The sequence below is a fragment of the Pseudomonas sp. GW821-FHT03A09 genome (assembly GCF_059421065.1).
In genome coordinates this window covers 215410-239645 of the sequence record NZ_JBWKUX010000002.1, presented here as the reverse complement: position 1 = coordinate 239645, position 24236 = coordinate 215410, and the positions used below count along the sequence as shown (strand labels likewise).

The following is a 24236-nucleotide window of genomic DNA, read 5'->3' as shown; positions in this document are numbered from 1 at the left end:
AGTCCTTCACCGAGCGTGGTTCTTGCGTTCACAGCTACAAGCCATTTACGCGCCGATCAAGGATAGACCATGAGCCTTCCAACGCTGGCCGAACTGCCGGCCATTCTCTTGCCTTTTGCCCAGCGGGCCGAGCAGTCATTTCGTGACGCAGTGGCCGCGCTGGACGACGATCATGGCCTTTCTGCATGGACGTCGCAACGCTGGGCTGACTTCGCCCGTGTGTGTGCTGCCAGTGATTTCGTCATTGAACAGAGTGTTCGTGACCCTTTGATGTTGCTGGAGCTGGCCGCCTGGGGTGAGCTGGACCGCGGCTTTGCGCCGGATGAGCTGTGTGGGCAAGTCGCCGCTGCGGTGCAACAGGCTGCAACAGAAGATGAGCTGGGACGTGTACTGCGCCGCCAGCGTACTCGCCAACAAGTGCGGATCATCTGGCGCGACCTGACCCGACAGGCGGACCTGGTGCAAACCTGTCGCGACCTGTCCGACATGGCCGACGCCTGCATCGACCAAGCCTATCAATGGCTGTACCAGCGCCACTGCGTGCAGTTCGGCACACCGACCGGCCGCCGCAGCGGCGAAGCACAGCACATGGTCATCCTGGGCATGGGCAAGCTGGGGGCGGTGGAATTGAACCTGTCTTCCGATATCGACCTGATCTTCGCGTACCCCGAGGGCGGCGAGACAGTGGGCGTGAAGCGCGCCCTGGATAATCAGGAGTTCTTTATTCGTCTTGGTCAAAAACTGATCAAGGCTCTTGACCCGATGACCGTCGATGGTTTTGTGTTCCGTGTCGACATGCGCCTGCGCCCCTATGGTTCGGCCGGTGCCCTGGTGCTCAGCTTCAATGCGTTGGAGCAGTACTACCAGGACCAGGGCCGCGACTGGGAGCGCTACGCCATGATCAAGGCGCGCGTGGTGGCTGGCGACCAAGTGGCCGGTGCGCAACTGCTTGATATGCTTCGACCGTTTGTCTATCGCCGCTATCTGGATTTTTCCGCTATTGAAGCGCTGCGCACCATGAAGCAGCTGATCCAGCAAGAAGTGCGGCGCAAAGGCATGGCCGACAACATCAAGCTGGGCTCGGGCGGCATCCGCGAGGTGGAGTTTATTGCCCAGGCGTTCCAGTTGATCCACGGCGGCCGCGACCTCAGTCTGCAACAGCGACCGTTGCTCAAAGTGTTGGGCACCCTGGAAGGCCAGGGTTATCTGCCGGCGGTGGTGATTGCCGAACTGCGTGACGGCTATGAGTTCCTGCGCTACACCGAGCATGCCATCCAGGCGATTGCCGACCGGCAGACCCAAATGCTCCCGGACAATCCAGAAGACCAGGCGCGCATTGCCTTTATGCTGGGGTTCGCCGATTGGGACGCTTTCCATGAGCGCCTGATGTACTGGCGTGGCCGGGTGGACTGGCACTTCCGCCAAGTGATCGCTGATCCTGATGAAGAAGAAGGTGAAGAGAGCGAGCTGATGGTGGGCGGTGAGTGGTTGCCGCTGTGGGAAGAGTCCCAGGATGAAGACGCGGCGTGCCGCCAATTGGCCGAAGGTGGTTTTACCGACGCGACCAAGGCCCTCAAGGCCCTGGCAGGCCTACGCGGTAGCCCGCAATTGCGCGCCATGCAACGCCTGGGGCGTGAGCGGCTGGATGCGTTTATCCCGCGCCTGCTGGCCCAGGCGGTCGAACATGCCAACCCGGACCTGGTGCTGGAGCGTGTACTGCCGCTGGTGGAGGCGGTTGCCCGCCGCTCCGCTTACCTGGTGCTGCTGACCGAGAACCCCGATGCCCTGCGCCGTTTGCTGACGCTATGTGCCGCCAGCCCCTGGATTGCGGAACAGATCACCCGTTTCCCGTTGCTGCTCGACGAATTGCTCAACGAGGGTCGCCTGTTCAAGCCGCCATTGGCGCCGGAGCTGGCTGCCGAGCTACGCGAGCGCCTGACGCGCATTCCCGAGGACGACCTTGAGCAGCAGATGGAAGCGCTGCGCCACTTCAAGCTGGCTCATCGCCTGCGCGTGGCGGCTTCGGAAATTGCCGGTAGCCTGCCGTTGATGAAAGTCAGCGATTACCTCACCTGGCTCGCCGAAGCCATCCTCGAACAAGTGTTGGCCCTGGCTTGGCGCCAGACCGTGGCCCGTCACGGTGCGCCGCAACGGGTGGATGGCACCTTGTGCGATCCTGGGTTCATCATTGTCGGTTATGGGAAAGTCGGTGGGATCGAACTGGGGCATGGTTCCGACCTGGACCTGGTGTTTATCCACGACGGCGACCCGCAAGCGGAAACCGATGGGGCCAAGCCGATCGATGGTGCGCAGTTCTTCACGCGTCTGGGCCAGCGGATCATTCACTTGCTGACGACCCAGACCAACTCTGGCCAGTTATATGAAGTGGATATGCGCCTGCGGCCTTCCGGTGCGTCCGGGCTATTGGTCAGTTCCCTGGGGGCGTTTGACCGCTATCAACAAAATGAAGCCTGGACCTGGGAGCATCAAGCCCTGATCCGTGCGCGGGTGCTGGTGGGCAGCCAGGATGTCGGGCATGCCTTTGAGCAAGTGCGGGCCCGCGTGCTGGGCCGGGAACGGGACCCGATCAAGCTGCGCCAGGAGGTCAGCGAGATGCGTGCCAAGATGCGCGATAACCTGGGCACCAAGACCACGGCGGCCGGTACCGGCGCCAATGCGTTCGAGGCGACGGCGGTGTTCGACCTCAAGCAGGACGCCGGAGGTATCGTCGATATTGAATTTATGGTGCAATACGCGGCTTTGGCGTGGTCTGCGCAGCATCCATCGTTGCTGCGCTACACCGACAATATCCGCATTCTGGAGGGCTTGGAGCAGGTAGGGCTGATGCCCGCCGCCGATGCCCACCTGCTGCGCGAGGTATATAAGGCCTACCGTTCCGCCGCGCATCGCCAGGCTCTGCAAAATGAGTCAGGCACGGTTGCCGGCGATCAGTTTGTCGACGAACGGCGCCAGGTGATGCGAATCTGGAAAGAACTGGGGTTAAGCTGAAACTCGATTAATTGAGCGACGCCAATCTAATGTGGAAACTAGCTTTTTGTAGGAGCCGGGCTTGCCCGCGATGCAGGCGCCTCGGTATGTCAGTCATACCGAAGCGATGCCATCGCAGGCAAGCCAGCTCCCACACAAAGCGCGATCTACAGTCATTGTCGATGCGGGGAGGCATAAGCCTCCCCGCATCGTTTGTGGAAACTACATGAATATTCTGATCGTTGGGCCCAGTTGGGTCGGTGACATGGTGATGGCGCAGACACTGTTCCAGTGCCTGCGCGTTCGCTACCCAGACTGCCAGATCGACGTGCTCGCCCCCGAGTGGAGCCGGCCGATCCTCGAGCGCATGCCCGAGGTGCGCAAGGCCTTGAGCTTCCCGCTCGGCCACGGTGCCCTTGAGCTGGCGACCCGTCGTCGAATCGGCAAATCCATGGCCGGCCAGTACGACCAGGCCATCCTGCTGCCCAACTCGCTCAAGTCGGCGCTGGTGCCTTACTTTGCCAGTATCCCCAAGCGTACCGGCTGGCGCGGCGAATTCCGCTATGTACTGCTCAACGATGTACGCACCCTCGACAAGGCGCGCTACCCGTTGATGATCGAACGGTTCATGGCTTTGGCTTACGAGCCGGGTGCCGAGTTGCCCAAGCCTTACCCACGTCCCAGTCTGCAGATCGACCCGGTGACACGTGATGCGGCATTGGCCAAGTTCGGCCTGACCCTGGACCGTCCGGTACTGGCGCTGTGCCCGGGCGCCGAGTTTGGCGAGTCCAAGCGCTGGCCGTCGGAGCATTACGCCAAAGTCGCCGAGACGAAGATCCGTGAAGGCTGGCAAGTATGGCTCTTCGGCTCGAAAAACGATCACTCGGTGGGCGAAGACATACGCCAGCGCTTGATCCCTGGCCTGCGCGAAGAAGCGGTGAACCTCAGTGGCGATACTTCGCTGGCCGAGGCGATCGATCTGCTGTCCTGTGCGGATTCGGTGGTGTCCAACGACTCCGGCCTGATGCACGTGGCTGCCGCGCTCAACCGCCCACTGGTCGCGGTGTATGGTTCCACCTCTCCAGGCTTTACCCCGCCATTGGCCGACAAGGTCGAGGTGGTGCGCCTGGGCCTGGAGTGCAGCCCGTGCTTTGACCGCACCTGCCGGTTCGGCCACTACAACTGCCTGCGTCAATTGCTGCCGCAGCCAGTCAATGAGGCTTTGCAGCGGTTGCAGGGCTCAGTGGTAGAGGTCCGATAGTTTGCGAGTATTGGTAGTCAAGACCTCATCCCTGGGTGATGTGATCCACGCGTTGCCGGCACTGACCGACGCGGCGCGGGCAATTCCCGGTATTCGCTTCGACTGGGTGGTGGAAGAAGGCTTTGCCGAGATCCCCACCTGGCACCCTGCGGTGGACAAGGTGATTCCGGTGGCGATTCGCCGCTGGCGCAAGAACATCTGGCAGACCTTCAAGAGCGGCGAGTGGCGGCGTTTCAAACAGCGCATCCAGTCGACCAAGTACGACCTGGTGATCGATGCCCAAGGCCTGCTCAAAAGCGCCTGGCTGACCCGCTACGTGCGTGCGCCGGTGGCCGGTTTCGATAAAAACTCCGCCCGTGAACCCATTGCGGCACGCTTTTATTCCCGGCGCCTGGCCGTGGCCCGGGGGCAACATGCGGTGGAGCGTTTGCGCCAACTGTTTGCCGTGGCGTTGGGCTATGACTTGCCTAAGGCGTTGGGCGACTACGGGCTGAATGTCGACAAGCTCGTCGGCCTGCCGCCGAAGAAGCCCTTCGTACTGCTGTTGCACGGCACCACCTGGGACACCAAGCACTGGCCGGAAGCCTACTGGCGCGAACTGGCCGAGCGCATGGGGCGTTTGGGCGTGGATGTGAAGCTACCGTGGGGCAACCCAGCCGAAAAGGCCCGGGCTGAACGCCTGGCTCAGGGCCTGTCCAGCGCCGAAGTGTTGCCCAAGCTGAACCTGGCGGGTGTCGCCCGTGTGTTGGCCGGCGCCCGTGCCTGCGTGGCGGTGGACACCGGTCTTGGCCACTTGGCTGCCGCGTTGGACGTACCGACCATTTCCCTGTTTGGCCCTACCAACCCCGGCCTGACTGGTGCCTATGGCAAAGGCCAGATTCATTTGGCCAGCGATTTCCCGTGTGCGCCTTGCCTGCAAAAGCAATGCACTTATCAACCTACGGCTGATGACCTGCGGCGGTTCGACGTCCCACGCGAGTCGCCCCTGTGCTTTACACGCCTGAACCCTGAACGTGTGGCAAACCGACTGACCACATTGTTATTGGCCGAGGAACAGCACTGATGCAACTGGCTTTTGTGCTTTACAAATACTTCCCCTTCGGTGGCCTGCAGCGTGACTTCATGCGCATCGCCCTGGAGTGCCAACAGCGCGGGCATCAGATTCGTGTGTACACGTTGATCTGGGAAGGCGATATCCCGCCGGGCTTTGAAGTGCTGGTGGCACCGGTCAAGGCGCTGGTCAACCACCGCCGCAACGAAAAGCTGTATGCCTGGATCCAGGCCGACCTGGCCAAGCGTCCGGTGGACCGTGTGGTGGGGTTCAACAAGATGCCGGGGCTGGATGTGTACTTCGCCGCCGATGGCGTGTTCGAAGACAAGGCACAGACCCTTCGCAACCCGATGTACCGCTGGTTCGGGCGTTACAAGCACTTCGCGGAGTATGAGCGTGCGGTGTTTGATAAAAACGCCAAGACCCGGATCTTGACCATTTCCGCGCAGCAACAGCCGCTTTTTACCCAATATTACGGCACCCAGCCTGAGCGCTTTCACCTGCTGCCACCCGGTATCTCCCGTGATCGCCGCGCGCCACCCAACGCCGCTGAGATCCGCGCTGAGTTTCGCCGCGAGTTCGGCCTGGCGGACGATGATTTGTTGTTGGTCCAGATCGGTTCTGGCTTCAAGACCAAAGGTGTGGACCGCAGTCTCAAGGCGGTAGCTGCGTTACCGTCGGCCTTGAAGAAGCGTACTCGACTGTTTGTAATCGGCCAGGATGACCCCAAAGTATTCCAATTGCAGAGCGCTGCGTTGGGCTTGGGCGATCAGGTGCAGTTCTTCAAGGGGCGTAACGATATTCCGCGTTTCCTGCTGGGAGCTGATCTGTTGATCCATCCGGCCTACAACGAAGCGGCGGGTAACGTGCTGATCGAAGCCGTAGTCGCAGGCCTGCCGGTGCTGGTGAGCAAGGTCTGTGGTTATGCCTTCTACATCGACAAGGCCCAAAGTGGCCGGGTGCTGGACGAGCCCTTCGAGCAGGCCCAGCTCAATCAATACCTGGTCGAGATGCTCGACGATCCACACGCGCGTGCGACCTGGAGTCGCAATGGTCTGGCCTTCGCCGAGACGGCCGACCTCTTTAGCATGCCGCAGTACGCTGCGGACCTGATTCTGGCGGAGCCAAACCGATGAAGTTGATTCTTGCCGAACCGTTCAAGACCTTGTGGGCGGGGCGTGATGCCTTTGCCGAGGTCGAGAAACTGGAAGGCCAGGTGTTCCGCGAGCTGGCCGCTCGCCGTACGTTGCGTACGGTGGTGGATGGCCACCCTTATTTCGTGAAGATCCACCGGGGAATCGGCTGGGCCGAAATCCTCAAGAACCTGGTCACTGCCAAGTTGCCGGTATTGGGCGCGGGCCAGGAGTGGCGGGCGATCCAGCGCCTGCAAGAGCTGGACGTGCCGACCATGACCGCAGTGGCCTTTGGGGAAAAAGGCAGCAACCCCGCCGATCAGCATTCATTCATCATCACCGAAGAGCTGACGCCGATTATCAGCCTTGAAGACTTGACCCTCGACTGGGTCAAGCAGCCGCCGGCTCCGGCGATCAAGCACGCCTTGACCGTCGAACTGGCACGTACCGTTGGCGCGATGCACCGGGGCGGTGTCAACCACCGTGATTGCTACCTCTGCCACTTTCTGTTGCACACCGACCAGCCCATCACTGCCGACAACCTCAAGCTGTCGGTGATTGACTTGCACCGTGCCCAGGTGCGCCCGACGATTCCGATGCGCTGGCGCAACAAGGATCTGGCCGGGCTGTATTACTCGGCACTGGAAATCGGCTTGACCCAGCGCGACAAGCTGCGCTTCCTCAAGCATTACTTCCAGCAGCCGTTGCGCCAGATCCTGGCAGAGCAAACGGCGCTATTGAACGAGTTGGAACGCATGGCCGCCAAGCTTTACGCGCGCAAGCAGCGATACGGGGACGCGCTCTGATGGCGGGGTGGAACCTGGAACCCGCTTACGCCTCCCTGGCAGACGACTTTGGCAGCCTTGACGCGGTGTTCGCTCTGCAGGGTGAACAGTTGACTCGCGATCCGCTGTCGGAAGTGATCCGGGTGACGCGTGACGGAATCAACTACTACGTCAAACGCTATGTCGGCGCCGGTAAAGGCTTGCGTCGTTATTTGGGCAAGCCTCGGGTCAAATCCGAATGGCAGAACCTCAAGCGTTTTGCCAAATGGGGCATTCCTACCGCCGATGTGGTCGCCTGGGGGCTTGATCGCAAGGGCCTGGCGTACAACCGGGGGGCGATGATTACCCGTGAGTTGCCGAAAACCGAAGACTTGTCGGTGTTGGCCGAACGCAAGGATGCGCGGCTGAAAGATCCGTGCTGGGTCAATGCGATCAGCCGTCAACTCGCTGAATATACTCGCACCATGCACGATCACCGCTTCACCCATAACGACTTGAAGTGGCGCAATCTTCTGGTGGACGACCAGCGCACCCTGTACCTGATCGATTGCCCCAACGGTGATTTCTGGCGCGGCTTCTGGCTCAAATACCGCATCACCAAGGACCTGGCCTGCCTGGACAAAGTCGCCAAGTATCACTTGTCGGCCACCCAGCGCCTGCGCTTCTACATGCAATATCGCCAACACACGCACCTGACGGCGTCGGATAAACAACGCATTCGTCACGTGGTGAAGTTTTTCGAGGGGCGCGAATGAGTGACTTTCTAGCGGCCGAAGACCGTGCTCTGCTGGAGCGCAACGGTCTGGCGACCTTTGACGCCTTGTGGGCCAAGCAACTTGATGCTGTAGACGAACCCAATACCAGTCGCGGTGGCTGGAGCAGTGTGTATCGCCTGGAACTGGAGGGGCAGGGTTATTACCTCAAGCGCCAAAGCAACTACCTGACGCGCACCTTGCACAGGCCATTGGGCGAGCCGAGTTTTGCCCGTGAGTTTCGCAACATCAGCCTTTACCGCCAGCGGCGTATCCCGGCGTTGCAAGCCGCGTTCTTCGGTGAGCGCAAGATCAAGGGCGAGCGTCGTGCAATGTTGCTGACCCGTGCATTGGACGGTTGGAATGACCTGGATTCGTTGCTGGAGCAGTGGCCGCAACTGAGCGACGCCCAGCACAGTGCAATCCTGCGGGCCTGTGGCCAGCTTGCACACAAATTGCACGATGTGGGTCAAGTGCATGGCTGTTTTTACCCCAAGCATATTTTCCTGCAGGCCACCGCCGACGGTTATGCCGCACAGTTGATTGACCTGGAGAAAACCCGCCCGCTGTTGTTTGGCTGGCGTGACCGGGTGAAAGACCTGGAGCCGCTGTTGCGTCGTGCTCCCCAGTGGTCTGAGGCTCAGGTGCGCCAATTGCTGGCCGCTTACCTGGAACAGCCTGAGGACAGCGCGTTGGTTGCCACTTGGCATCAGCGTCTGACGGCCCGTCGCAGCCACAAGGAGAGCCGTTGATGCGTTTGTCCGAGCTGAAAAATGCCGGCCGTACGCCCAGCTTACCGCTGAGCATCGAGTTGGCGGATGCGGCCGGTCCCGGGCAGTTGCAACTGCTGAGCCTGTTGCGGGTGCTGCCGGGGCAGCGCTATGTGGGCGCGGCGGTTTGGCGTGGGCGCCCGGTGTTGGCCAAGTTGCTGGTGGGCAGCAAGGCCGCGCGGCATTTTCAGCGTGAACGCAACGGTGTGCGGCTGTTGGCCGAGCAAGGCTTGACTACGCCCTTACTGTTGGCCGACGGGTTGCAAGACGGCGAGGGTGGCTGGTTGCTATTCGAGTTTCTCGAAGGTGCCGAAAGCCTAGCGGATGCCTGGCATGCCGTCGAAGACTTGCCGCCGTTAGCGGACGAACAAACTGCCGTGCTCGCCGAAGCCCTCGGTGCGATTGCCCAGATGCACGCCCAAGGGGTGTGGCAGGAAGACCTGCACCTGGACAACCTGCTGCGTCATAACGGCAAGCTGTACCTGATTGATGGCGCCGGGATCTGCGCTGAAGAGGCCGGCAAGCCGCTGTCGCGCAACCGCGTGCTGGAAAACCTTGGTGTGTTTTTTGCCCAGTTGCCTAGGAGCCTCGAGCCGTTTACCGAAGAGTTGCTGGTGTACTACCTGCTAAGCAACGGTGAGCATGCGTTGCCCTTGGAAGCCCTCGAGAAGCAGGTGCGTAAGGTCAGCGCCTGGCGCATGAGGGACTTCATGAGCAAGGTCGGCCGTGAATGCACGCTGTTCAGCGTGGTGCGTGGCGCCTTTGGCTTGTGTGCGGCGCGTCGTGAAGAAGAGGCCGCGATGGTGCCGGTGCTGGAGCAGGCGGATGCGCTGCTCGAGCAGGGCCATTTGTACAAGACCGGTGGCGCGGCGAGTGTCGCCAAGGTCGAGGTGGCTGGCCGCCCGTTGGTGATCAAGCGCTACAACATCAAGGGTTTTGCCCATTGGCTCAAGCGCTTCTGGCGCCCCAGCCGTGCCTGGCATTCCTGGCGCGAAGGAAACCGTCTGGCGTTTCTTGGCATTGCCACACCCAAGCCGCTGGCGGTGCTGGAGAAGCGTTTTTTCTGGCTGCGCAGCCGGGCTTACCTGATCACCGAGTTCTTGCCGGGGCCGGATATCATCGAGCGCTTCGCGCCCTACGTTGAGCGTGGTGACGCCCCTGAAAACGAACTGCTGGCCCTGGACCAGCTGTTTGCTGAGCTGATCCGCGAGCGCATCAGTCATGGCGACTTCAAGGGGCATAATCTGTTCTGGAACGAAGGTCGCTGGGCGATGATCGACCTGGACGCGATGTGTCAGCACCACTCCGCCGCCAGCTTTGCCCCGGCGTTTGCCAAGGACCGCGCGCGGTTTATGCGTAACTGGCCTGAGAACAGTGCGCTCTACAAAGTGATCGACCAGCGCCTGCCTGCGCCATAGGTGACCGATATTGTAGTGAGCGGGGTTAGAACTGGTATTCGGCGCCGGCACCGGCGTACCACGAGCGGCCCGGTGCAGCTTCGTAGTAGCGGCCGTTGCCGTCACCCACAATCACCGATCCGACGTACTGGCGATCCAACAAGTTATCCAGGCGCAATGTCTGGTGAAAGGTCCAGTGCTCTACCTTCTGCTCGAACCGTGCACGCCAGTTGAACACGCTGTAGCCCGGTGCTGCATGTTGCTGGTTGGTGTCTTCGACGTAGACCTTGCTGCGGTACATGCCTTCGACGGCGGTGCTGACCCAGTCGCGAGGCTTCCAGTTCAGCTCGGCGAACAGCGTGGTTTGCGGCACGCCGGGGAGGTAGTTGCCTTTGTCGATTGGCGTGCTGCCGCCGCTGACGAAGTCGCTGTCGTAAGTGGCTTGCAGGCGGGTGTAGGCGAGGTTGGTGCTCCAGTGTTCGCTGAGTTGGCTTTCCAGGCCCAGTTCAAAACCACGGCGCAGGGTGCGTCCGGCGTTCTGGTAAGTGGTGCGGCCACCGCTGGATTGCTGTACCACCAACTCGTCTTCGGTAGTGATCTGGAACACGGCGGCGTTGACGCGGGTGTCCTGGCCGATGCGGGCTTTCAGGCCCATTTCATACTGTGTGCTGACTGACGGCTTGAGCGCGAAGTTGAAGCCATTCGAGGTGCTGGAATACGCCGATTCCGCCTGGGTCGGTGTCTCGAAACCTTTGCCGGCGCTCACATAACCGTGCAAGTCAGGCGTGAACGCGTACATCACGCTGACCGAGGGTGTGTTCTTCTGGTAGGTCTTGCTGCCGCTGTCGTTTCCGTCGCTGAGGAAGTGGTCGTCCACGTCCATCTTCATGGTGCTGTGGCGCAGGCCGGCTTGCAGGGTCCAGTCGCCCAGCAGCCAATTGGCTTGCACGAACGGGTCGAGGCTGGTGGCGGTATCGATTTCATCGCGGCCCAGGGCGCCTTTGACACCGTGTACACCGTTGAGCGTATTGGAGTAGCCCTGGCGATCATCCTGGCTGCGGTCGTAGTCCAGTCCTGTGATCAGGGTGAGGTCGCCGGGCGCGCTGGTGATGGGTTGCAGCCAGTGGATGGAGCCGCCGTAGAATTTGCGGTCGAAATCCACCACGCCGCCGCGCTTGTCGGCCGGTGTGCCACCTGGGATCGACAGGTACTGAATCACGCTCCGGCGCCCGGTGTATGCATTCACCTGCAGCGTCGCATCGCCGAAATACCGTTCGTAATTCATGCCCAATTGCTGGTGATCGATACTTTTTCGCGTGTTGTACTGCAGTGCGGCGGGAGCGACCGAGCGCGGGTCTGCCTTGTACGCCGCCCAGGTCTGCCCCAGCGGGTCCTGCGTGCCGTTCTGCTCCAGGCTGCTGTAGATCAGCGCCAGCTTGCTGTCGTCATCCGGCTCGACGTTGAGCTTGGCGAAGGTCTGGTCGCGGCGGGCGCTGCTGTGGTCGCGGTAGCCATCGGTGTCCATGCGCGAAGCATCAAGCACGAAGCCCGCGCCATTGGTGGCACCTTCGGCGGTGAGGTGGTTCTTGCTCATGCCATCGCTGCCCACCAGGGTTTCGGCGCCGATGCGCGGTGGGCCTTCGCCGTCGCGGGAGAACATCTGGATCACCCCGCCAGCGTTGCTGCCGTACAGCGTGGCTGCCGGGCCGCGTAGCACTTCAATGCGTTCGGCGGTGTCGAGGTTGAAGGTGGCTGCCTGCCCCTGGCCGTCCGGGGTGCTGGCGGGAATGCCGTCGGCAATCAGCTTGATACCGCGCACGCCAAATGCCGAACGCGCGCCGAAGCCGCGGGAGGAAATCTGCAAGTCCTGGGCATAATTCTGGCGATTCTGCACCACCAGGCCCGGCACGCGGGACAGGGCTTCGGAGGCGTTGATGCCGAGTTGGCCGTCGCTGATCTGCTCGCGGCTGATGCTGTCCACCGAGTAGGGCAGGTCGAACGTCGGGCTGGCGCTGCGTGAGCCGGTGACTACGCTGGGGTCGAGGATCAGGGGCGTATCGTAAGCCCGCGCGGTATCGCTCAAGGCGAGCAAGCCGGGCAACAGCAGGGTGAGGTGGGTGAGGGTCTTCATGAGTCAGCCAGAATCCGTGGCGTTTGGGAGTAAACGCGCAAAAAAGGCGCGAGTTTAATGACCCAGGTTATTTTTATCATTTAAGAATCACCCTACGCTGCAAATCGGTTTACGTACCCTGGGTTGTTTTGGCCGTCGATGGTAGCGTGGCAGGTCCTGTCGATGAAAATGGCCAGCGTGTCTAAAGGAGTGGTTCGTGCGGATTACCTCGAAAGTCTTGTGGGGGGCGCTGTTTGTATCGCTTGCTGGTTGCGGCACGGTCAACACGGTCTTTCGCCCCGACGCCGTGACTAGCCAGAACCTCAAGGACTCGCGCAGCCATTGTGAAAATGTACCGAGGGTCTACAGCGGTGTGATCTATGGCTTTTGTACGCTCAATGGTGAACCCCAGCCTGAAAAAGGCTTGAACGACAGCCACCTGTTGAACTCAGCGGGTAACGCATTTCCTATCATCGCCATCGAGGCGGTTGCCTCGGGCGTGATGGATACATTGGTGTTGCCCTACACGATCTACCGTCAAAACAAGGACGGCAGCATCGAGATCTATCGCTGATCCTCTTGGCGCTTGTCGCTAACAGCTTCCCACTGCTTTTACGCTATAATCCCGCCCTTTAGCTGTTTCCTGCCGAGGCGGGAGGCACACTTTTTTCAGGCGCGACCCGCCTGCATGCAGACTAAAAGAGGCTAGACCCCTGTGGCATTGACGATTCTTGGCCTGTCCGGCGCCCTTAGCCATGATCCTTCCGCAGCCTTGTATATCGACGGCAAGCTGATCGCGGCCGCCGAAGAAGAGCGTTTCGTACGCGACAAACATGCAAAGAACCGCATGCCTTACGAATCGGCGAAGTTCTGCCTGGAACAGGCCGGCATCAAGCCTTCCGACGTTGACGTAGTGGCGATCCCTTTCGCCCCGATCAGCCTGTTCGGCGAAGCACGCTGGCACTACGCCAAGCGTTACTGGTACGCCCCGGACCGCGCCCTCGACGCGATCCTGATGGGCAACCGCCGCTACAAACGCTATCGCAACAAGATCGTCTGGTGCCTGGAGCAACTGGGCTTCGATCCGAAGAAAATCAAGATCGAACCGGTTGAGCACCATCTGGCCCACGCTTCCAGCGCCTATCACTGCTCCGGTTTCCAAGAGAAAACCGCGATCCTCGGCATCGACGGCAAGGGCGAGTACGCCACCACATTCTTTGGCTACGGCGAAAACGGCAAGATCCACAAGATCAAGGAATTCTACGATCCGGACTCCCTGGGCGGCCTGTACGGCGCAATCACCGAGTTCCTCGGTTTCGAGATGCTTGACGGCGAGTTCAAGGTCATGGGCATGGCGCCGTATGGCGACGCCAGCAAGTACGACTTCTCGCGCCTGGCCTCCTTTGAGAACGGCGAGTTGGTGATCAACACTGACTACGCCAACGTCATTGGTCTGCGTCGCTACAAAGAGAAGGGCAAGGGTTTCTACTTCTCGCCAAAACTGATCGAGTGGCTGGGCCCGAAACGCGAAGGCGACATCGCCGACGAGCCGTACATCCACTACGCCGCCAGCATGCAAGCGCTGTTCGAGAAATTGGCCCTGCAGATGATCGACCACTATCTGGGCGACATCCTCAAGGACACCGGCAAGCTGGCCTTCGCCGGCGGCTGTGCGCTGAACGTGAAGCTGAACCAGAAGATCATCGCCCGCGACGACGTGAAAGAGCTTTTCGTGCAACCGGCGTCCGGCGATGCCGGCACCGCGGTGGGCGCGGCCGCCTATGTGTCCCACGCCCGTGGTGTACCGGTCGAGAAGATGGAACACGTCTACCTCGGCCCGTCCTACAGCAACGAAGACGTGATCGCGGCGTGCGCCAAGCACGAGAGCAAGCCGAACTGGCGCAAGATCGAGAACATGCCCAAGCGCATCGCCAAGATCATGGTCGATGGCAACCCGGTGGCCTGGTTCCAGGGCCGGATGGAGTTCGGTCCACGTGCCTTGGGCGGTCGTTCGATCATCGGTTGCCCAAGCGCCACCGGCGTGGCGGACCGTATCAACCACCAGATCAAGTTCCGCGAGCGCTGGAGGCCTTTCTGCCCGTCGATGCTCGACACCGTTGCTCCACAAATGATCAAGGTCGACCACCCGGCACCGTTCATGACCTTCACCTTTGAAGTGGCGGAAGAGTGGAAGACCCGTGTGCCGGAAGTGGTCCATGAAGATGGCACTTCCCGCGCCCAGGTGCTCAAGCGCGAGTACAACCCGCGCTACTACGACATGATGAAAGAGCTGGAAGTGCTGACCGGTAACGGCGTGTCGCTGAACACCTCGCTCAACCGTCGTGGCGAAGCGATGATCTGCTCGCCGACCGATGCGCTGAACATGTTCTTCGGCTCTGACCTGCAGTACCTGATCATGGAAGACATTCTGGTGGTCAAGGACGGCGTGGACCCTTATGACGCTGTGGTCTAAATGCTGAACCGCTTCCAGGGTTGGCGTGAACGTGGCTGGGCGCCTGTCGAGGCCGAGGTTTATGCCCAGGCCTGGCAGCGTTACGGCGGCAGCGTGGCGACTCATCCACAGGTGATCGAGCGCTTGGCCGAGCTGGCGCAGATTTCCGTGCGTTACCTGGGCTGGGAGCAGGACGGCGAACTCAAGGGGGCGATTGCCACTTGGGGGCGCGACCTGGCCCTGTCCAAGGACGTGCTCAAGCGCAATGGCAAGAAAGGCCTGTTTGACCTGGGCAATGCCGAGATCATCTTGCCGATTGCTGCCGAGGCGCGGGCTCCGTTGCGTCACCGTGCACGTTACCTGTCGGCGCTGAACGAGGGGCGTGTCAGTACTCTCAAGCCCCAGGCCGAGCAGTTGGCGATGGCGCGCACCTCTGAAGAATTGTCGAAGAAGTTTCGCTATAACCAGCGCCGTGAGTTGCGGTTGCTGGAAGAGGCGGGCGGTGTGGTGCGGGCGGTGAGTGAGTTCTCCAGCGTGGAATTGGCGGCGATTTATTGCGACCTGTTCCAGCGCCGCTGGGGTTTTCCGGCCGCCGGAGCGGCACGCCTGGCCGAGGTGCTGGAGCTGCTCAAGGAGTTTCTGTTCGGCTCGGTGCTGTTTCTCAATGACGCCCCGATTGCCGTGCAGTTGGTGTATCAAGTGGAGTCCACTGAGTGGTTCAGCGCCGAGTACGTCAACGGTGGTGTCGACCCTGAGACCCGCGCATTCAGCCCTGGCAGTGTGCTGAGCTTTCTCAATACCCAAAGTGCCTGGGAGCAGGCGCGGGCGGTCAACAAGGCGCTGCGCTTCTCCTTCGGGCGTTCCGACCGCGAATACAAGGAGCGCTGGTGCAACCCGGTGCCGGTGTTCAGCGTATGAGCCGCAAACAGCAACTGCTCAAGCGTCATCGACGCAATAAGCGTATCGCCCTGTTGATCGGCCTGTTGGTGTTGATCGCGGCCGGTGTGCTGGTGGCCTGGTGGTTGCCGTTGGTGCTGGCGGTCGTGCTGTGGGCGGCCCATGAGGCATGGTTTGCCGATCACTTGTTCTACTCGCCCAAAGACGACTATGAGTACGCTTTCCCGACGGGTAGCGAGCAACCGGGCTTGCGCCTGGAGGCTGGGCGACTGGTACTGGAATCTCCGCTGGGCGTTGATGAAACCCTGATCGTCGGTATCGAGTTGAAGAGTTCGTGGCTCGGGCGCTTCGTGGACCCTGCGGTAGAGATACTAGGCCTGGATTCGCCGGACCGACAGGTGTTCGAGCGCGGGGTTGCCGGGCGACGTTACCTCAACCTGACCGGTGCAGCCGAAGCGTTGGTAGCAGGCACGGTCGAGCTACGCGGGCGCTGGTGCCGGATCAAAGGCCAGCCGACGCTGTGGCGTTTCCAGCAGCCGGACTATCGGCAGCAGCGCGTCATGGTCATTGCGCCCCACGCCGACGATGCCGAACTGGCTGCATTCAGCCTTTATAGCCAGGCAGCCGAAAGCTGGATCGTTACCCTGACTGCCGGTGAAATCGAAGCCGAACATTATCAACAGATGGGCATGCCCACAGCTGAGGCCGCGCGGCTCAAGGGGCGTTTGCGTGCCTGGGACAGCATTGCCGTGCCACGCTGGGCCGGTGTGCCCGAGGCGCAATGTGTGCAGTTGGGTTACTTCTGCATGCAATTGCAGGTCATGCAGGCGTCGCCGGAGGAACCCCATGCCTCCCGCGAAGCCGATTTGAGCGATACGCGGCTGTTTCGTCAGTTCAACGGCTTTGCCTTGCCGGGGGATATGGACGGCGCACCGACCTGGAATAACCTGATCGCCGACCTGAGAGCACTGTTGCTCAAGGCGCGACCTCAGGTAGTCGTGTTGCCGACGCCGTTGCTGGACCCCCACGCAGATCACATCTGTGCCCATGCGGCGATACTTGAGGCGTTGCAGGGCCTGGAGTGGCAGCCCGAAACGTTGCTCGGCTATGCCAACCACCTGCATGATAACGACCGCTGGCCCATGGGCGATTCGGGTGCCGGCGTGGCGTTGCCGCCGCGTTTCGACCCCGGTGTCGAGCTGGTGCCTTGCAGCTTCACGCTTGCCTTGAGCCAGCAGCAGGACAAGGCCATGGCCTTGGGCATGATGCACGACCTGCAGCCGCGCGCGCCGTTCAAGCGCCGCGGGCGCAGGTGGCTTCAGCAGTGGTTGGCAGGCCGGGCACCATCACCTTATGGCGAGAACGAATTCTTTCGCAAGGCTGTGCGTCGTCACGAACTGTTGTGGGTCCTGAAGCGGGACTGAGATGCTATCGAAGGCAGGCCCGTATGCGCCTGTCGCCTTTTTACCGGGCTGTGTGCCCGTAGCCAGATCGCTGCATGGAGAGTTATGAAGCCTCGTTTCAAGGTTTTGCAGTTACAGCCGGACTACAACGTCAAGACCAATGACTTCGCCGATTTGGGCGAGCAGATCGTCAAGTCCTTGCCGGCTGAGCGCTTCGAGGTGACATCGGGGTTCCTCAGCGGCCGCCCTCTGCCCGGCCAGCCTTTGAGCGTGGCCGAGCATTCCCACTATTTCGAGCTGCCGGAGAAGTCCCTCAAGGGCATTCGCTTTGGCGCCATGTGGCAGATCTATAAGTATTGCCGCGAGCAGAAATTCGACGTGGTCATCTGTAACCGCTTCAAGTCGGTGAACATGATGCTGTCGCTCAACCGTTGGTTGAAGATCCCGCTGTGCATTGGCATTTCCCACGGGTTTGGCGAATATGCCCGTGGCTACCGTCGTCGCCAGACCCAGCGTTGGGTCAGCCCGGCGTGGCGTTTTGTCGGCGTGTCGGAGGCGGTGAAGGATTACCTGGTGGACCTCAATTGCGGATTCACCCGTGACAACACCACTTACGTTACCAACGCTATCGATATCCCGCAGGCAGAAGCCTTGCAGCTGACCCGTGAGGACGCACGCAAGGCCCTGGGCCTGCCGATGGATGCCCGGATGATTGGCGCGCTGGGGCGTCTGGTGCCGATCAAGGGCCACACCCATCTGCTGCAAGCCTTTGCCAACCTCAAGGACAAATACCCTGAGGCTCAGGTGGGCATCATCGGTTCCGGTCGCGCCGAAGCCGATTTGCGTGCCGACATCGAACGCCTGGGCCTGACCGGTCGTGCACACCTGCTGGGCTTCCGTGAGGACGGCATGAAGTACGTGCGCGGCTTTGACATATGGACCATGCCGTCGTTGTTCGAGGGCCTGGGCCTGGCGCTGCTTGAAGGCATGAGCGGGCACTTGCCGGTGATCGCCTCCAACGGCCCGGCCATGCTGCCGCTGGTGCAGGGTGCTGGCGGCCTTTCCCACGATCCGGGCAACGTCGAGCAATTGACCGCCGCCCTGGACACTTACCTGGCCTTGAGCGACGAACAACTGCGTGCCAAGGGTGAAGAGGTGTTCCGTTATCTGGTGGCCAATCACACCCTTGACGAGTTCAAGCACAAGTACCTGACCCTGATTGAAACCGGTTTGCGTGAAGTAGGTAGAGCATGAATCAGCCACAACCCCTGGTCTCGGTGATCATCGCGTCCTACAACCATGCTCCGTACATCGAGCAGAGTATTCTTAGCGTGCTGGGGCAGACCTACACCCATATCGAATTATTGGTGGTGGATGACGGCTCCAAGGATGACAGCGTCGAGCGCATTCGCCGTTTGCAGGCCGAGCATGGCTTTGACTTCCAGGTCCAGCAGAACCAGGGCCTGACCAACACCCTCAATGGTGCTATCGCCCGGGCCAAGGGCAGCCTGATCGTGCCGTTCGGCTCTGATGACATCATGTTGCCCGAGCGTATCGCGACCCAGGTTGCCTACATGGACGGCAAGCCGAAGGTCGGTATCTGCGCCGGTAACATCGAGCTGATCGATGGCGACGGCAAGCCATACCCGGAGAAAAAGCAGCACCGCGACCTGCCGTTTCGCAGCCTGGACTTCGACGATCTGTTCATGGATCGCAAGCCCTTTCCGCCGGCGCCCACACTGATGATCCGCCAGGAGGCGCTGGTGCAAGTCGGTGGTTTCGATCCGTTGATCCCCTTGGAAGACCTGCTGATCGAGCTGAAAATTACCCACGCCGGCTACACCATTGACGTGCTGGGCGTGGTGATGGCGCGTTATCGTCAGCACGCCACCAATACGTACAAGAACCATCGCTACATGATCCAGAACATCCTCAAGACCTATGGCTTGTTCAGCGATCACCCGGCTTATGATCAGGTTCGCTATAACTTCCTGAACTCGATGTTCCTCAAGACCGCCGACCGTGATCGCCCGTTGGCGCGGGAGATTCTCAAGCAGATCCCGTTGAAGTTCTGGGGGCGCAAGACCTTGCGCGGGTTGGTGCGGCTTTATTTGGTACGACAACGCAAGTCATAGAGTTGCGGCTTTCGCTCGCCGGTTGCGCAGGCGCCATAGCACGTGCTTGCCGGCTTCGATGCCGGGTTTTTCGATATAGATGTAGCTCAAGGTGCTGAGGGTCACTAGCAGCACGGTGGTGACCGCCAGCATGGCCAGAAACGCCTGGGGCTGGTGCAGGTCAGCGGGCATTAGGGCTGGAAGTTCGCGAACCGCCAGCCATAGCAGCAAGCCGTGCAGCAGGTAGGTACTGAAGCTGACCTCACCCAGCCAGCGCACGCTGGTCAATTTCAGCGTACCGAACAGTGTATTGCCGGATGCCACTACCACAAAGAACACCGTTAACAGAATCAGCGGTGTGATGGCGAAGCTTTTGCGAAACAAGGTCATGGTCAACGCCAGTGCTATCAGCGCGATGACTGCTGCCAGGCGCGTCTTGCCCCATGCAACCAGCGCCGGCCGGCGAACCCAATACGCCGCGCCGATACCTCCGAGGAACATCATGATGATGTGCACCCTCAGGGCGTGTTCCCAGCCTATCAATTTGTACACCAGGACGATCGCCAGGGTCGCCATGACAGTCTTTTGCCAGCGTCCGCGGCTGATGAACAGTGCGCCAAAAAACGGCAGGGCCATATAAAAGAACAGCTCGTAGTTCAGGGTCCAGGTGACATTGGCAATCATGTTCCCTGTATGAGCAAAACCGTTGATGTCCGGTCGGTCGAAGGTCAACCACAGAGCGATGTGCTTGAGCAGATCCGCAGGTGACTCCATCAGGGTCCAGCCTTGCAGGCGGAACACGTTTGCGATTACCACCACCAACAGAAGCAGATACAGAGGGTAGATCCGGAATATCCGGGAAACCGCAAACGCCAGCCAGTCATGCGACTGACCATGCTTGAGCAGACGCCCCCAGAACAGAAAGCCGGTAATCATGAAGAACAGCGCCACGCTGGCCAGGCCGATTTGGGCATAGAACTTGTTGGCGGGAACGTCGGTAACGCCGGTAGTGAGCGCAATCCACAGGATCACTGCGTGATGGATGAATACGCCGAGGGCCAGATAGCCACGCAGTCCGTCGATACTTTCATAACGCTGGCTACCCGTGGATATCAGGCTTTCACCCATGCGCGGAAACAGGCGCAGCAGCACTGCTGAGGTGGTAATGGCAATCGCGTAGATCGCGATCGCCAGCATCGGAGTAGTGAACCATAAGTTCATGCTATTACCTCGTCGTTGTAGGGCGGATCGCCTGTGCCGGACGAGTAAGGGTCAGGACCTGTTCGCGAATTTTTGCCGTGGCCTGGGCCGATGCGACGGAGGCATAGCCTCGGACGAGCTGTTCAAAGTGAGCCTCGAACAACCAGTTGCGGTCTTGTGGATAACGTTGCATGTGGCGCAGGTTACGTTGGCGCAGCGCGTTGCGCAGCGCCGAGGGGTATACGCGCATGTCGGCCACATCGATCAGGCCGAACTCACCATCGTCCATCAACAGTACATTGCCCAGGTGCAGCGAGCGGAAGTACACGCCGCGCTCGTGCAACTGAGCCATGAATCGGCCAAAACGCTCGATCAGCGACTCACGCAGACTGCTGTCCAGGCTTTGCAGCGCTTGGCGCAAGGTAAGCCCTGGTAGTGGTTCGTAGCGCACGGCGCTGCTGCCATCGTTCAAGGTATAAAGATTCAGAATAGGGGGGGCAGGAATGCCCAGCTCGCGCAGTTGTTCGCTGTTGCTGGCAAACCGCTCTGAGTAGGGGTTAAAACTACCCGATGTGTACCAGCGACGTGACCGGAACAGTTTGAGGTAGCTGCCATCTTCCAGGCGCAGTACTTTTGGCCCTAGGCCATCGGCCTCAATTACATGAGCGTTGCCGCACAGTTGCTCGAATGCGTGCGGATTGAGGGGCTCCACTGGCATGCGCAGCACACTGCGTCGGCGCTGGGCAATGCTCAGGCCAGCAATCAATGCCAGCGGAATCCACAGCAGGAACCAGTGCTCCTTGGGGCGCGAGAGAATACCCCCACCTTCGGTCAGGCCTGCGCCGATGCCATAGGCCAACAGAGACGAGGCGAGGATGAACAGCGGTTGTGCCCGTTGCTGGAAGCTGTTGTACAACGCCCAGCCGATCATGAAAATCCATGGGATAAAGCCGATGATGCCAACGTAATACAGCACCCCCAGGGCAAAGCTGTGGGGTTCGCGCAGGGTTTCACCCCAGCCGAGGCTCAGGTAAAGATCGGAGTCATAGCTGTGACCGATCCATGGGTGTTCGGCGATACGCTCCAGAGACATCTGCCAAAGGCCCAGTCGGGAGGAGTCGCCCCGTGCGGTGATGATCTGAGGGTCGATCAACAGGACGAGTGATGCCCCGAGAGCTAGGCCGGCAATCATCATGGCCGATCGACGGTTCGGGCTGGCAAACGTAAGCCAGAGTGCCGATAGCACCAAGGCGACCAATGGTGTCCGGGAGCCTGTCGCCAACACAGCGGCGAGCATAATGGCGAGCGCGGGTACCGCGAACCAGAGGTTTTTCAGTCGGCGGGTCGTTACACAGACATACAGCCAGTAAATGGTGAAGAAACCAAAGACATGAGAGCTGAGCAGCGGGTTGTCAAGCGCTCCGCGCCCGCCAATCATGCGCCCGCCCGGCTCGAAATCCGTGATGAAATGCACCAGGTTGAAAGTGGTGGCGACCAACGCTATAAGTGCGGCACTAAAGAAGATCGGCTTGAACAGCTCGTTGCGATAATGCAGCACAAGCCCCATTCCGCCGAACAGCATGAACGTATTCAGCGGCCGTTTGAGCAGGTCGGTGTCGTTGGTCGATTCAGGGGTCCAGAGCATGCTGATCAGGGCCCAGGCGGAGAACACCACAAACGCGATCGCCAAGGGCTCGCGCAAAAGCTCCCTGAGTTCTCGGGGGCGCATGCACAGTAGGAACAAGGTCGGTACGCTGAACGTTATGTAGAAGAAGCGGTGCAGCACATTGCGGTTGGTGACGAAGAACAGTGCACTCAGGAGCAGCAACAAGCCAATGGGCAAAATCCATAGGACCAGGAAGTCGAAAACGCGATTTGAGCCATAGGTTAGGCGCTTGGAGTGCATACAGTAAAAGCCATTCCAGAAAGAGAAAGCCGACCATCTTAAGGTAGTGGCTATGTAATGTCGCCGGTCGGGTCCAACCGGGCCGCGGCTTACGCCGGGTGCAAGTACAACAGAGAAGCTGTGCTAAAGTCAGCCTCCTTTTTCAAAACGCCGCGTGATATGACCGACTCCAGTCCGAGCGCAAGCCCTTCGAGCTTGAAAATATACTTCCGCCTGCTTAGTTACGTTAAGCCCTACATGGGCTTGTTCGCGTTGAGTATCGTCGGATTTCTGATTTTCGCGTCAACCCAGCCGATGCTGGGTTACATCCTCAAATACTTTGTCGATGGCCTTTCCAACCCGGAAGCCGTGTTGTTCCCCACCGTGCCTTTCCTGCGGGACCTGCAATTGTTGCAGGCCGTTCCGCTGCTGATTATCTTGATCGCTGCCTGGCAGGGCTTGGGGTCATTCCTGGGCAACTACCTGTTGGCCAAGGTCTCCCTGGGTCTGGTCCACGACTTGCGAGTGCAGTTGTTCAACAACCTGCTGACGCTGCCTAACCGGTATTTCGACAATCACAACTCGGGGCACCTGATTTCCCGCATCACCTTCAACGTGACCATGGTTACGGGCGCGGCGACCGATGCCATCAAGGTGGTGATCCGCGAAGGCATGACGGTGATCTTCCTGTTCGCCTCCCTGCTGTACATGAACTGGCGCCTGACGCTGGTCATGATCGCCATCCTGCCGTTGATTGCGGTGATGGTCAGCACGGCCAGCAAGAAATTCCGCAAGCAGAGCAAAAAGATCCAGGTGGCAATGGGCGACGTGACCCACGTGGCCTCGGAAACCATCCAGGGCTATCGCGTGGTGCGCAGCTTCGGCGGTGAAGTCTACGAGGAGAAGCGCTTCTTCAAGGCCAGCCAGAGCAATACCAACAAGCAACTGCGCATGACCCGCACCGGCGCGATCTACACGCCGGCACTGCAACTGGTGATCTACACCGCCATGGCGGTGCTGATGTTCCTGGTTCTGTATCTGCGTGGCGATGCGTCCGCCGGTGATATGGTTGCCTACATCACCCTGGCCGGTCTATTGCCCAAGCCGATCCGCCAACTGTCGGAAGTCAGCTCGACCATCCAGAAAGGTGTGGCCGGCGCTGAAAGTATTTTCGAGCAGTTGGACGAAGAGGTCGAAGTCGACCACGGCACTGTCGAGCGCGACAAGGTCAATGGTCGTCTGGAAGTGCGCAACCTGAACTTCACCTACCCAGGCACTGAGCGCCATGTGCTCAAGGACATCAGCTTCACCGCCGAGCCTGGGCAGATGATCGCCCTGGTCGGGCGCTCGGGTAGCGGCAAGTCGACCCTGGCCAGCCTGATCCCGCGTTTCTATCACCATGAGAGCGGTGAGATCCTGCTCGATGGCGTCGAAATCGAAGATTACAAGCTGCTCAACCTGCGTAAACACATTGCCCAGGTGACCCAGCATGTGACGTTGTTCAGCGACACGGTGACCAACAACATCGCCTATGGCGATCTAGCCGGCGCACCACGGGAAGATGTCGAGGCGGCAGCGGCGGATGCCAATGCCAAGGACTTCATCGACCAGTTGCCCAAGGGCTTTGACACTCAGGTTGGCGAAAACGGCGTGCTGCTGTCCGGCGGCCAGCGCCAGCGCCTGGCGATTGCCCGTGCGTTGCTCAAGAATGCGCCACTGCTGATTCTCGACGAGGCCACCTCGGCTCTCGACACCGAGTCCGAGCGGCACATTCAGGCGGCGCTGGACAAGGTCATGCAAGGTCGCACGACCCTGGTGATCGCGCACCGCCTGTCGACCATCGAGAAGGCCGACCTGATCCTGGTGATGGACGACGGTCGTATCGTGGAGCGTGGTACTCACGGCCAGTTGCTGGCGCAAAACGGCTACTACGCCCGCTTGCACTCCATGGGCCTGGATACGCCGGTGTCGGCCGATATCACCTGATTTGACAGCTACATAGGACTACTGTGGGAGGGGGCTTGCCCCCGATAGCAAA

Annotated in this window: 18 protein-coding genes; 15 read left to right on the top strand and 3 right to left on the bottom strand. The window is 60.3% G+C overall.

Annotated features, from left to right (window positions below):
* Positions 1-69: 69 nt before the first annotated feature.
* The 8 genes from glnE (at position 70) to AC07V4_RS03840 (ending at position 10158) form a co-directional block, all read left to right on the top strand.
* Entirely contained in the window at positions 70-3009 is a 2940-nt protein-coding gene (gene glnE, locus AC07V4_RS03875) for a bifunctional [glutamate--ammonia ligase]-adenylyl-L-tyrosine phosphorylase/[glutamate--ammonia-ligase] adenylyltransferase (protein WP_492637335.1), read from the top strand.
* Between the two features lie 205 nt (positions 3010-3214).
* The gene (waaF, locus tag AC07V4_RS03870) at positions 3215-4249 is read left to right on the top strand and encodes a lipopolysaccharide heptosyltransferase II (protein WP_492637334.1); all 1035 of its coding nucleotides are present in this window, start codon (positions 3215-3217) and stop codon (positions 4247-4249) included.
* 1 nt (position 4250) lies between these two features.
* Entirely contained in the window at positions 4251-5312 is a 1062-nt protein-coding gene (gene waaC / locus AC07V4_RS03865; RefSeq protein ID WP_492637333.1) for a lipopolysaccharide heptosyltransferase I, read from the top strand.
* Positions 5312-6436 (top strand): glycosyltransferase family 4 protein, encoded by a 1125-nt coding sequence (locus AC07V4_RS03860; protein ID WP_492637332.1) that lies wholly within the window; start codon positions 5312-5314, stop codon positions 6434-6436. Before waaC ends, AC07V4_RS03860 begins: the two co-directional genes overlap by 1 nt.
* Positions 6433-7239 carry a lipopolysaccharide core heptose(I) kinase RfaP gene (rfaP, locus tag AC07V4_RS03855; RefSeq protein WP_492637331.1) on the top strand — a complete coding sequence of 269 codons (807 nt, stop codon included), beginning with the start codon at positions 6433-6435 and terminating at the stop codon, positions 7237-7239. Before AC07V4_RS03860 ends, rfaP begins: the two co-directional genes overlap by 4 nt.
* Positions 7239-7973 (top strand): lipopolysaccharide kinase InaA family protein, encoded by a 735-nt coding sequence (locus AC07V4_RS03850; RefSeq protein ID WP_492637330.1) that lies wholly within the window; start codon positions 7239-7241, stop codon positions 7971-7973. The genes rfaP and AC07V4_RS03850 overlap by 1 nt, the downstream gene beginning before the upstream one ends.
* Positions 7970-8722: a lipopolysaccharide kinase InaA family protein gene (locus AC07V4_RS03845; RefSeq protein ID WP_492637329.1), complete on the top strand. Its 753-nt coding sequence runs from the start codon at positions 7970-7972 to the stop codon at positions 8720-8722. The genes AC07V4_RS03850 and AC07V4_RS03845 overlap by 4 nt, the downstream gene beginning before the upstream one ends.
* Positions 8722-10158 (top strand): lipopolysaccharide kinase InaA family protein, encoded by a 1437-nt coding sequence (locus AC07V4_RS03840; RefSeq protein WP_492637328.1) that lies wholly within the window; start codon positions 8722-8724, stop codon positions 10156-10158. Before AC07V4_RS03845 ends, AC07V4_RS03840 begins: the two co-directional genes overlap by 1 nt.
* Before the next feature lie 25 nt (positions 10159-10183).
* Here AC07V4_RS03840 and AC07V4_RS03835 read toward each other — a convergent pair whose 3' ends face one another.
* A complete protein-coding gene (locus AC07V4_RS03835) occupies positions 10184-12268 on the bottom strand; it encodes a TonB-dependent receptor family protein (protein WP_492637327.1) in 2085 nt (694 codons plus the stop codon).
* Between the two features lie 196 nt (positions 12269-12464).
* On the opposite strand from AC07V4_RS03835, the gene AC07V4_RS03830 reads away from it, so the two are divergent.
* The 6 genes from AC07V4_RS03830 to AC07V4_RS03805 all read left to right on the top strand — a co-directional run bounded on the left by AC07V4_RS03830 (position 12465) and on the right by AC07V4_RS03805 (position 19134).
* Positions 12465-12821, top strand: coding sequence for a YceK/YidQ family lipoprotein (locus AC07V4_RS03830; RefSeq protein WP_492637326.1), 357 nt, complete (start codon positions 12465-12467; stop codon positions 12819-12821).
* A 141-nt stretch (positions 12822-12962) separates the two neighbouring features.
* Positions 12963-14720 carry a carbamoyltransferase family protein gene (locus AC07V4_RS03825; protein ID WP_014716634.1) on the top strand — a complete coding sequence of 586 codons (1758 nt, stop codon included), beginning with the start codon at positions 12963-12965 and terminating at the stop codon, positions 14718-14720.
* Positions 14721-15617: a GNAT family N-acetyltransferase gene (locus AC07V4_RS03820; RefSeq protein ID WP_492637325.1), complete on the top strand. Its 897-nt coding sequence runs from the start codon at positions 14721-14723 to the stop codon at positions 15615-15617. It begins immediately after the preceding gene.
* A complete protein-coding gene (locus tag AC07V4_RS03815) occupies positions 15614-17020 on the top strand; it encodes a PIG-L family deacetylase (RefSeq protein ID WP_492637324.1) in 1407 nt (468 codons plus the stop codon). The genes AC07V4_RS03820 and AC07V4_RS03815 overlap by 4 nt, the downstream gene beginning before the upstream one ends.
* Positions 17021-17104: 84 nt before the next feature.
* Positions 17105-18253 carry a glycosyltransferase family 4 protein gene (locus AC07V4_RS03810; RefSeq protein ID WP_431752707.1) on the top strand — a complete coding sequence of 383 codons (1149 nt, stop codon included), beginning with the start codon at positions 17105-17107 and terminating at the stop codon, positions 18251-18253.
* Positions 18250-19134: a glycosyltransferase gene (locus tag AC07V4_RS03805; protein ID WP_492637323.1), complete on the top strand. Its 885-nt coding sequence runs from the start codon at positions 18250-18252 to the stop codon at positions 19132-19134. Before AC07V4_RS03810 ends, AC07V4_RS03805 begins: the two co-directional genes overlap by 4 nt.
* Here AC07V4_RS03805 and AC07V4_RS03800 read toward each other — a convergent pair.
* Both AC07V4_RS03800 and AC07V4_RS03795 read right to left on the bottom strand, forming a co-directional pair.
* Positions 19129-20334 carry an acyltransferase family protein gene (locus AC07V4_RS03800; protein WP_492637322.1) on the bottom strand — a complete coding sequence of 402 codons (1206 nt, stop codon included), beginning with the start codon at positions 20332-20334 and terminating at the stop codon, positions 19129-19131. The two genes, AC07V4_RS03805 and AC07V4_RS03800, sit on opposite strands and share 6 nt — an antisense overlap.
* A gap of 4 nt (positions 20335-20338) precedes the next feature.
* Positions 20339-22219, bottom strand: coding sequence for an O-antigen ligase family protein (locus AC07V4_RS03795; RefSeq protein ID WP_492637321.1), 1881 nt, complete (start codon positions 22217-22219; stop codon positions 20339-20341).
* 159 nt (positions 22220-22378) lie between these two features.
* Here AC07V4_RS03795 and msbA point away from each other — a divergent pair, with 159 nt between their 5' ends.
* On the top strand, positions 22379-24184 hold the full coding sequence (msbA, locus tag AC07V4_RS03790; protein WP_492637320.1) for a lipid A export permease/ATP-binding protein MsbA: 1806 nt from the start codon (positions 22379-22381) through the stop codon (positions 24182-24184).
* The last annotated feature ends 52 nt before the right edge of the window (positions 24185-24236 follow it).

What these genes read in the sequence shown, in the direction of transcription:
- AC07V4_RS03820 (WP_492637325.1), top strand. Translation starts at nt 14,721, where the DNA reads ATGCTGAACCGCTTCCAGGGTTGGCGTGAACGTGGCTGGGCGCCTGTC.
- glnE (WP_492637335.1), top strand. Translation starts at nt 70, where the DNA reads ATGAGCCTTCCAACGCTGGCCGAACTGCCGGCCATTCTCTTGCCTTTT.
- AC07V4_RS03835 (WP_492637327.1), bottom strand. Translation starts at nt 12,268, where the DNA reads ATGAAGACCCTCACCCACCTCACCCTGCTGTTGCCCGGCTTGCTCGCC.
- AC07V4_RS03810 (WP_431752707.1), top strand. Translation starts at nt 17,105, where the DNA reads ATGAAGCCTCGTTTCAAGGTTTTGCAGTTACAGCCGGACTACAACGTC.
- AC07V4_RS03795 (WP_492637321.1), bottom strand. Translation starts at nt 22,219, where the DNA reads ATGCACTCCAAGCGCCTAACCTATGGCTCAAATCGCGTTTTCGACTTC.
- AC07V4_RS03860 (WP_492637332.1), top strand. Translation starts at nt 5,312, where the DNA reads ATGCAACTGGCTTTTGTGCTTTACAAATACTTCCCCTTCGGTGGCCTG.
- AC07V4_RS03845 (WP_492637329.1), top strand. Translation starts at nt 7,970, where the DNA reads ATGAGTGACTTTCTAGCGGCCGAAGACCGTGCTCTGCTGGAGCGCAAC.
- rfaP (WP_492637331.1), top strand. Translation starts at nt 6,433, where the DNA reads ATGAAGTTGATTCTTGCCGAACCGTTCAAGACCTTGTGGGCGGGGCGT.
- AC07V4_RS03800 (WP_492637322.1), bottom strand. Translation starts at nt 20,334, where the DNA reads ATGAACTTATGGTTCACTACTCCGATGCTGGCGATCGCGATCTACGCG.
- AC07V4_RS03815 (WP_492637324.1), top strand. Translation starts at nt 15,614, where the DNA reads ATGAGCCGCAAACAGCAACTGCTCAAGCGTCATCGACGCAATAAGCGT.
- msbA (WP_492637320.1), top strand. Translation starts at nt 22,379, where the DNA reads ATGACCGACTCCAGTCCGAGCGCAAGCCCTTCGAGCTTGAAAATATAC.
- AC07V4_RS03805 (WP_492637323.1), top strand. Translation starts at nt 18,250, where the DNA reads ATGAATCAGCCACAACCCCTGGTCTCGGTGATCATCGCGTCCTACAAC.
- AC07V4_RS03840 (WP_492637328.1), top strand. Translation starts at nt 8,722, where the DNA reads ATGCGTTTGTCCGAGCTGAAAAATGCCGGCCGTACGCCCAGCTTACCG.
- AC07V4_RS03850 (WP_492637330.1), top strand. Translation starts at nt 7,239, where the DNA reads ATGGCGGGGTGGAACCTGGAACCCGCTTACGCCTCCCTGGCAGACGAC.
- waaF (WP_492637334.1), top strand. Translation starts at nt 3,215, where the DNA reads ATGAATATTCTGATCGTTGGGCCCAGTTGGGTCGGTGACATGGTGATG.